Origin of the sequence: Parafilimonas sp. (assembly GCF_047606085.1) — a bacterium.
In the GTDB taxonomy this organism is placed as follows: Bacteria; Bacteroidota; Bacteroidia; order Chitinophagales; family Chitinophagaceae; genus Parafilimonas.
This window is the reverse complement of record NZ_JASGEX010000151.1, coordinates 1-8,644: the sequence shown is the minus strand read 5'-3', so window position 1 is coordinate 8,644 and position 8,644 is coordinate 1. Positions and strand designations below refer to the sequence as shown.

The window sequence follows — 8,644 nt, the reverse complement described above, 5'->3', positions numbered from 1 at the left end:
TCAATCTGCTGAAGAATAATGCCAGCAAAAAAACAAGCATTAAAAAGAAAAGGCTGCTATCTGCCCTCAATGATGACTTTCTTGCTAAAACTGTCTTTAAAGAAAATTTTTAGATGCGTTTGCCCTGTAGCAATTGGAAGGATTAAGGCAGAAATTATGGTTTTACGGTATGAAATTCTTACAGCCCCTCATAAATGACAGCGGCGCCCTGCCCCACGCCCACGCACATAGTGGCCAGGCCATATTTCAGGTTTTTTCTTTTCATCTCGTGCAATAAAGTGGCCGAAATGCGGGAACCGCTGCAGCCGAGTGGGTGGCCAATAGCAATGGAACCGCCGTTCACATTTACTTTATTGGGGTCTAATGCCAGTTCATTTATGCATGCCAGCGACTGGGCGGCGAAGGCTTCATTCAATTCAATCAAATCCAGATCTGCCACAGCAAGGTTTGCCCTTATCAAGGCTTTTTGCGTAGCCGGCACAGGGCCAATGCCCATGATGGATGGGTCAACGCCTGCTACGCCCATGCTCACCACTCTGGCCAGGGGCTCAAGGTTAAACAGTTTAAGCGCTTCTTCGCTTGCCAGCAACAAAGCAGCAGCGCCGTCGTTTATACCGGATGAATTGCCGGCGGTCACCGTTCCGTCTTTTATAAATGCAGGTTTTAGTGCGGCCAGTTTTTCAGGCGATGTTTGCCTTGGCGGCTCGTCCTGCGAAAACCAGGTAATTAATTTATCGGCAATCATTTCAACCGCCACAATTTCATCTTCCCACTTGTTTTCTTCCAGCGCCCTGAAATATTTTTCCTGCGAGCAAAAGGCAAATTCATCCTGCGCTACACGGCTTATTTTAAATTGATAAGCTACATTCTCTGCGGTTTCGCCCATGGAATAAGGCGGGTACATTTTAGCCAGTTGCTTATTGGTAAAGCGCCAGCCGATGGTGGAATCGTGCATTTCCTGCCTGCGCTGAAACGGGCCTTCTGCTTTGGCCATTACAAACGGCGCTCTCGACATGCTTTCCACGCCGCCGGCAATGTATAACATGCCTTCACCGCACATAATGGCGCGGGCTGCATGCATAATGGAATCGAGCCCGCTGGCGCATAAACGGTTTACGGTGCACCCGGCCACGGTAACCGGCAATCCTGCCAGCAAAGCTGCCATTCTTGCCACATTGCGGTTGTCTTCGCCGGCCTGGTTGGCATCGCCGGCAATTACATCTTCTATATCCCGCGGATCAACCGGGTTGCGGTTGAGCAGAGCGGTTATCGCATGCGCCAGTAAATCGTCCGGGCGGATGGTGCTCAGCCGGCCGCCGTATTTGCCAATGGGTGTGCGCACGGCATCAACTATATAACACGCGTTCATTGTAGTTTAATAAGGCGGCAAATATAGTTTTAGGTTAAGAAAGTTAATCACAAACGGATTTCAATACGGAAACACGTTGTTTAAATTGTAAGCAAGCATGCCACAATCATCCCTCGCACTGCATCAGAGGCTTTTGCATTAATATATGCCGGCACTGATGGTGAATTGGCTCTTCGTAAAAACCAGATGTGTTGCCCTGGTTTGAGATGAATTGGTTGCCTTAAAAATAAGTTACGACCTGCCCATATTTTAAAAATGGGCGTATTTCAAATTTTCGCCTCATACGCGGCATTCCGGTCGGTGAGACGCCGACCGGTAGCGGATTCTGCAGGCGGGTGTCCACCACCTGCGAAAACTTGAAATACACCCTGTAAAAACTCTTATTATTTAAACGCTGCCCGGTAAACTATCTTTGCAAAATGATTTCTGCTCCGCAACCGAATATCCGCAATTTAAGTTTAGATGAATTGCAAAACTTTTTTGCCGAAATTGATGAAAAGAAGTTTCGGGCCACGCAGGTGTATGAATGGCTCTGGCAGAAACATGCCGGCAGTTTTGATGCAATGACCAACATCAGCAAAGATTTGCGCGCCAAACTGGCGGAAACATTTTCGCTGCCGGCATTAACCGTTAATACAACCCAATACAGCGCCGATGGTACGGTGAAGAGCCGCTTTCAAACTTTTGACCATCATTTTATTGAAGGCGTTTTAATTCCCACAGAAGACAGGAAAACGGCCTGTGTTTCTTCACAAATCGGCTGCAGTTTAAGCTGTGCTTTTTGCGCCACCGGCAAAATGGAACGAGCGCGCAATTTAACCTTTGATGAAATATTCGACCAGGTTGCTCTTATAAATGAACAATCTGAAAGAATTTATGAAAAGCGTTTAAGCAACATAGTTTTCATGGGCATGGGCGAGCCTTTGCTTAATTACGGCAATGTGCTGAAAGCGATTGATAAAATTGCTGCGGAAGACGGGCTGGGCATAAGCCCGCGCCGTATAACCGTTTCTACGGCGGGCGTGGCGAAGATGATAAAGAAACTGGGCGATGATAAAGTGCGGTTCAAACTGGCTTTGTCGCTGCACGCTGCTAACGATGCCAGGCGCAATGAAATAATGCCCATCAATGAAAGCAATAATATAAAGGCTTTGATTGAGGCGCTGAATTATTTTTATAAGCAAACCAAGAATGAGGTAACGTTTGAGTATATTTTATTCAGGAATTTTAACGATTCGCAGAAAGATGCGGAAGAACTGGTGAAAATTTACCGCCAGGTGCCTGCCGACCTCGTAAATATTATTGAGTACAACCCTATAGACGGTGCATCATTTACAAAGCCGGATGAAGAAACGATGGAAAGCTTTATGAAGTATCTTGAAAGCCATCGCGTAAACGCAAGGTTGCGCCGCAGCCGCGGAAAAGATATTGATGCCGCCTGCGGGCAACTGGCGAATAAGGATAGTTTTTGAGTATAGTTTACAAGTTCACGGGTTCACAGGTTGTTCATGCCCTGCCGTTTCGTTTTTGCACAGCAGAAATTTTACCGATATAAAAAAACTCCGCCAAAGTTTTATTTACTTTACGCCCCTTAAATAAAAGTTCAGTTTTATATAAAGCGTTATGGGTAGAATTTTTGAAGTTAGAAAGGCCACCATGTTTGCCCGCTGGGACAGGATGGCCAAGCAGTTTACACGCATAGGAAGGGAAATTGCTATTGCGGTGAAGGCCGGCGGGCCGGATGCCGCGACAAACCCGGCACTGCGCCGTTGCATGCAGAACGCCAAGAGCGTAAATATGCCTAAAGACCGAGTGGAAGCTGCTATAAAGCGGGCTATGGGCAAGGAAATGGATAACTATGAAGAGATTTTGTATGAAGGATATGCGCCGCATGGCGTGGCTTTGCTGGTGGAAACAGCAACCGATAACCATGTGCGTACTGTGGCTAATGTGAAGAGCCATTTTAATAAAGGCGGCGGCGCTTTGGGCAATAATGGCAGCGTAAGTTTCCAGTTTAAGAAGATGGGTGTGTTTAAATTAAAGCCGGAAGGTTTGAACGTGGAAGAACTGGAATTTGAGCTGATTGATTTCGGGCTGGAAGAAATGGGTGAAAGCACCGATGAAAACGGCGGCGATGTTTTAGTGCTGCGGTGCGCCTTTACCGATTTTGGAAAACTGCAGAAAGCGCTGGAAGATAAAGGCATTACGCCGCTGAGCGCAGAGCTGGAATGGATTCCGGCCACCACCGTTCCTGTTACGGAAGAACAGGCGGAAGATGTAAGTAAACTGATCGAGCGCCTTGAGCAGGATGACGATGTGAGCAAGGTGTTTCATAATATGGGATGATTTTAGCGGGTTGCCGGCAGTAAGTGCACAAATCCCGCTGTTCGCTATTCACAAATAAAACAACATGGCTTCTTTAAAAAATACATTAACCGGAACCGGCATAGCATTGGTTACGCCTTTCAGCAGCAATTTCGATATTGATTTTGATGCTTTTGAAAAAATGATACATTATGTAATTAATGGCGGCGTGGAATATATTGTGGTGCTTGGCACAACGGCGGAAGCGCCTACATTAAGCAGCGCCGAAAAGAAAGACCTTATTAAGTTTTCTTACGATGCAGTAAAAAAGCGTGTGCCGGTTGTGGTGGGCATTGGCGGTAATAATACAGCCGAACTGATGCATGACCTTGAAACCTTTCCGCTGGAAGAAGCCATTGCTGTGCTCAGCGCTTCGCCTTATTACAGCAAGCCATCGCAGGAAGGTATTTTTCAACATTATAAAACATTGGCAGAAGCATCGCCCAAACCCATTCTTTTGTACAATGTGCCGGGAAGAACCTCTAAAAATGTAGAGGCCGCTACGGTTATCCGCCTGGCGAATGAAGTGGAAAATATTGCGGGCATAAAAGAAGCCGGCGGCGATTTTGCACAATGCATAAAAATATTGCGCGATGCGCCGGAAGATTTTTTGGTTGTAAGCGGCGACGATGCTTTGGCAATGCCGCAAATTGCCTGCGGCATGCAGGGCGTAATAAGTGTGGCCGGCAATGCGTTTCCAAAAGATTTTTCAGATATGGTACGAAGCAGTTTGAAGAGCGATTTTAAAACGGCAAAGTCAATTAATGATAAGCTGGCCGGTGCTTATGAACTGATGTTTGCCGAAAATAATCCCGCCGGCGTAAAAGCATTTCTGGCGGAGATGGGGCTGATAGAAAATTATCTGCGTTTGCCACTGGTGCCACTAAGTGAAAAATATCATGCGCAGATAAAAGCTTTCATGCAGGCGTATGGAGATGATTTGAAAAAAAAGCCCGTTCAGGCGGATTGATGAACTTAAAATAATACACACACGGTTCTTATTAAAATAGCTCCACGCTCCATGTGCGCTTCCATTCTTTACCGGCAGCCAGTTTATTAATACCTTCTTTGGCTGTAAGCTGATGGTTATGGTGGATATTATCTGCGATACCGCACCAGGGCTCAAGGCACACAAAAGGTGCATCTCTGGCAGCCCAAATCCCAAAATAAGGAAATGCTTTAAAGCTGAATGTTAAGCCATGCGCATCTTTATCTGAAAATAATTTTATCTGATCGCTGCCAATGTTTTTTAATACAATCGCATCCCCGTAAAACAGGGAAGGTTTTAATGGCAGCGTTTTATCATTTAAAGTGATTTTTTCTGTATCGTCGCCGGTTAAGCCCTGGTGCAATACATAACGGTTTAATACATTATCGTTATTGAACGATAGAAAATAATCTGTGTATTGCAGCTTGTCATTCAGCGGAACTTTAAAAGCCGGGTGCCCGCCGGCAGAAAAATACATATCGCCATCGCCTGTATTAATTACCTGGTAAGTGCAGGAAAGCGATGCATCATTAATTTCATAAATAACATTAAAAATAAACGGGAAAGGATATAATGCCCATGTTGATTCATCACTCTTCAAACTAAACACAGCTTTACCTGAAGCAGATGCAGTTACCGTAAAAGTTTTGTCTCTTGCAAAGCCGTGCCTCGATAATTTATATTCTTTGTTATTGAAGATATATATACCATCTTTTAGTTCACCAATAATGGGGAACAGTACCGGCGAATGCTTGCTCCAGAATGCGGCATCAGCCTGCCATACATATTCCGTGTTATGTAAGCGGAGGCTTTGCAGTTCAGCGCCTTTTTCACTTATTGCAACAGAAAGTTTATCATTTTGCAGTTGTACCATCATTCAAAAATAAAATCATTCAGCTTATAATTGCAAAGAACATTGTTTACCTGTATAATGCCGAATGATGAACCTGCGGGAAGAATTAAATTTTAATGCCGTTTCTGTTCAGCCAATAAAAAGCAAAGCCTTTGGCTCTTCAGATATTCATGTTGATGTTTTAAGGCTTGACAAACTGCATCCTGTTGTAAGCGGCAATAAATGGTTTAAGCTGAAATATTATTTACAGCAGGCAAAGAATGTAGGCAATCATTCTGTTGCAACATTTGGCGGCGCGTTTTCAAACCATATTATTGCAACAGCCTATAGCTGCAATAAACTGAATATACAATGTACGGGTTTTATACGGGGTGAAGCGCCACAGCAATATTCGCAAACCCTGCTTGACGTCATGGCTTTAAACATGCAGCTTATATTTTTAAGCCGGGAAGCTTATAAAAATAAACAGGCGGTTATGGATGCAAACCCGTCAATGTTTTTTATACCGGAAGGCGGTTATGGCATGGAGGGCGCTAAAGGCGCGGGGGAAATGCTGCAGCTTGTTCCCGATCTTTATAAATACAACTACATAGCTTGTGCAGTTGGCACAGGAACCATGCTGGCAGGCATTGCCAACGCCGCTTTGCCACATCAGCAATGTATTGGCATAAGTGTAATGAAAAACAATGTTGGTTTGGATGAAGCTGTAAGCGCTTTGCTTCGGGATAAGGTGCAGCAAAGGCGGATGCACATTTTGCACAACTATCATTTTGGCGGTTATGCAAAATATTCACCTCAACTGGCTGCGTTTATGAAGCAGGTTGAGACAGATCAAAACCTGCCGCTTGATTTTGTTTATACGGCCAGGGCATTTTATGCTGTTTGCGATCTGGCGGAGAGAAATTTTTTCCCGCAGGGCTCAAACGTTGTTTTCATACACAGTGGCGGCCTGCAGGGCAACAGGCCGTTAAACCCTTAATCAGAACAGGGTCTTTAAAAAAATATAAGTAAGCGGCAATAAGATGGCCTTAATATATTATGCCAGGCAAGGCTTTTAACAGAGCAAAGCTTAATGCACCGGTATGGAAATATCGCTCTGTTAAAATTTTGGTGCATTCGCCCGGCATAACAGGCCGGATTATGCCTTATGAAAATTTAAATAACTACATTACTTCCTCTCGCTTATAACTTTTGTATTGGTGATAATTGTGGCCTATAAGGGAAGCGGGCCTTTTTCTGCAGATGAATACTTTAAAAGAGGCGCTGAAAACGTTAAGTAACTATATGCTTTTGCTTTACATTTACGCCCCATTAATTGTTATATGCATACAAGAAGAGGTTTTATAAAAGCATCGGGCATGGCTGGCGCTGCGGCATGGCTTTCACCAAAAAATATATTTGCCCGCAACGTATTTGATTTTGAAAGCAAACGCCCGCTGCCTGGTGCGCGCAGGTTTACCAGCGAGGCGGTAGAGGCCACGATACAGCAAATGAAGGCAAGCCTGCCAAATAAGGAACTGGGCTGGCTGTTTGAGAACTGTTTCCCCAATACGTTGGATACCACCGTTTTTTACGAAGAGCATAATGGCGTGCCGGATACCTATATTATAACCGGCGATATTGATGCCATGTGGCTGCGCGACAGCTCGGCACAGGTGCATCCTTACATACCGCTTGCTGCAAAAGATAAAAAGCTGCAGCGGTTAATAGCCGGTGTTATTAACCGCCAGGTAAAGAATATTTTGAAAGACCCTTATGCCAATGCTTTTTATAAAGATGAAAACCAGGTAAGCGAATGGAAAGACGACCTTACCGATATGAAGCCCGGCATTCATGAACGCAAGTGGGAGATTGATTCACTTTGCTTTCCCATTCGCCTGGCGTATGAATACTGGAAAACAACCGGCGATACCAGGCCATTTACAAATGACTGGAAAGAATCTATCCGCCTTACGGTTCAAACATTTACGCAGCAGCAGCGCAAACATGGCAGCGGCCCTTATAGTTTTCAGCGCAAGACCGCATGGGCAACAGATGGCGTGCCCCTGGCGGGTTATGGCTATCCTGCAAAACCTGTTGGGCTTATCTGTTCCATGTTCAGGCCAAGTGATGATGCCACCATATTCCCTTATTTAATACCCAGTAATTTCTTTGCCGTTACCTCATTAAAGCAGGCTGCGGAAATGCTGGATACTGTACTTAAAGACGCCACACTGGCCCAAAGCTGCCATGCCCTGGCAACGGAAGTGGCCGGCGCTTTAAAACAATATGCCGTTGTAGAACATGCACAGTTTGGCAAAGTGTATGCTTACGAAGTGAATGGGTTTGGCAGCTATAATTTAATGGACGACGCCAATAACCCAAGCCTGCTATCGCTGCCTTACCTGCATGCCATTGATGCCAATGATGCGGTGTATAAGCAAACAAGAAAACTGATATTATCAACAGAAAACCCATTCTTCTTTAAAGGCAAAGCGGCAGAGGGCATAGGCGGCCCGCATGCCGGCATGGATATGATATGGCCGCTGGGCATTACCATGCGCGCATTAACCGCTGCCGATGATAAAGAGATAACTGCATGCATCAGGATGCTCATTGCTTCCAATGCCGGCACCGGTTTTATGCATGAAAGCTTTTATAAAGATGACCCCTCTAAATTTACCCGTAAATGGTTTGCCTGGTCGAATACCTTGTTTGGTGAAATGATCCTGTATATGCAGGCCGCAAAACCTGCCTTGCTGAAAGCGGTGTAGCCGGTGAGATTGTATAGCGGAATCGCTTAAATGGCCAAACATCTTTATCAGGAATGATACACCAATGTCATTAACTTAAGAAAACTCAATATTCAATACACAATAATCCCCGCCTGACTGAATCAGTCGGGCAGTAATGTTCAGTTGTAAATCTTCGCGAAATGAATATTGATTATTTCGAAGATGTGCCTGCCTTAAGTTAATGACATGGGTACGCGAGGGATAAATTAGTGAATAATATTTCCTTGTCAGACCTCACCCCCAGCCCCTCCCGAATGGTCGGGACAAGTTCTCCAAAGGAGAGGGGAGCTAAAACC

7 protein-coding genes are annotated in these 8,644 nt (G+C 45.0%); 5 read left to right on the top strand and 2 right to left on the bottom strand.

The features are described from left to right. Positions 1 to 178: 178 nt before the first annotated feature. Positions 179 to 1,369, bottom strand: coding sequence for a thiolase family protein (locus tag QM629_RS13175; RefSeq protein WP_415160345.1), 1,191 nt, complete (start codon positions 1,367 to 1,369; stop codon positions 179 to 181). Between the two features lie 419 nt (positions 1,370 to 1,788). Between QM629_RS13175 and rlmN the strand changes: the two genes are divergently transcribed. From rlmN to dapA, 3 genes are all read left to right on the top strand, one after another. Further along, on the top strand, positions 1,789 to 2,841 hold the full coding sequence (gene rlmN, locus QM629_RS13170) for a 23S rRNA (adenine(2503)-C(2))-methyltransferase RlmN (protein ID WP_415160344.1): 1,053 nt from the start codon (positions 1,789 to 1,791) through the stop codon (positions 2,839 to 2,841). 151 nt (positions 2,842 to 2,992) lie between these two features. Continuing rightward, positions 2,993 to 3,715, top strand: a complete 723-nt coding sequence (locus QM629_RS13165; protein WP_415160343.1) for a YebC/PmpR family DNA-binding transcriptional regulator — start codon at positions 2,993 to 2,995, stop codon at positions 3,713 to 3,715. A gap of 64 nt (positions 3,716 to 3,779) precedes the next feature. Continuing rightward, positions 3,780 to 4,703 carry a 4-hydroxy-tetrahydrodipicolinate synthase gene (dapA, locus tag QM629_RS13160; RefSeq protein WP_415160342.1) on the top strand — a complete coding sequence of 308 codons (924 nt, stop codon included), beginning with the start codon at positions 3,780 to 3,782 and terminating at the stop codon, positions 4,701 to 4,703. Between the two features lie 31 nt (positions 4,704 to 4,734). Here the strand turns inward: dapA and QM629_RS13155 are convergent, their stop codons facing one another. Next, a complete protein-coding gene (locus tag QM629_RS13155) occupies positions 4,735 to 5,598 on the bottom strand; it encodes an aldose 1-epimerase family protein (protein ID WP_415160341.1) in 864 nt (287 codons plus the stop codon). Positions 5,599 to 5,659: 61 nt separating this feature from the next. On the opposite strand from QM629_RS13155, the gene QM629_RS13150 reads away from it, so the two are divergent. Further along, on the top strand, positions 5,660 to 6,553 hold the full coding sequence (locus QM629_RS13150; RefSeq protein ID WP_415160340.1) for a 1-aminocyclopropane-1-carboxylate deaminase/D-cysteine desulfhydrase: 894 nt from the start codon (positions 5,660 to 5,662) through the stop codon (positions 6,551 to 6,553). 343 nt (positions 6,554 to 6,896) lie between these two features. Beyond that, the gene (locus QM629_RS13145) at positions 6,897 to 8,327 is read left to right on the top strand and encodes a glycoside hydrolase family 125 protein (protein ID WP_415160339.1); all 1,431 of its coding nucleotides are present in this window, start codon (positions 6,897 to 6,899) and stop codon (positions 8,325 to 8,327) included. Positions 8,328 to 8,644 lie beyond the last annotated feature (317 nt).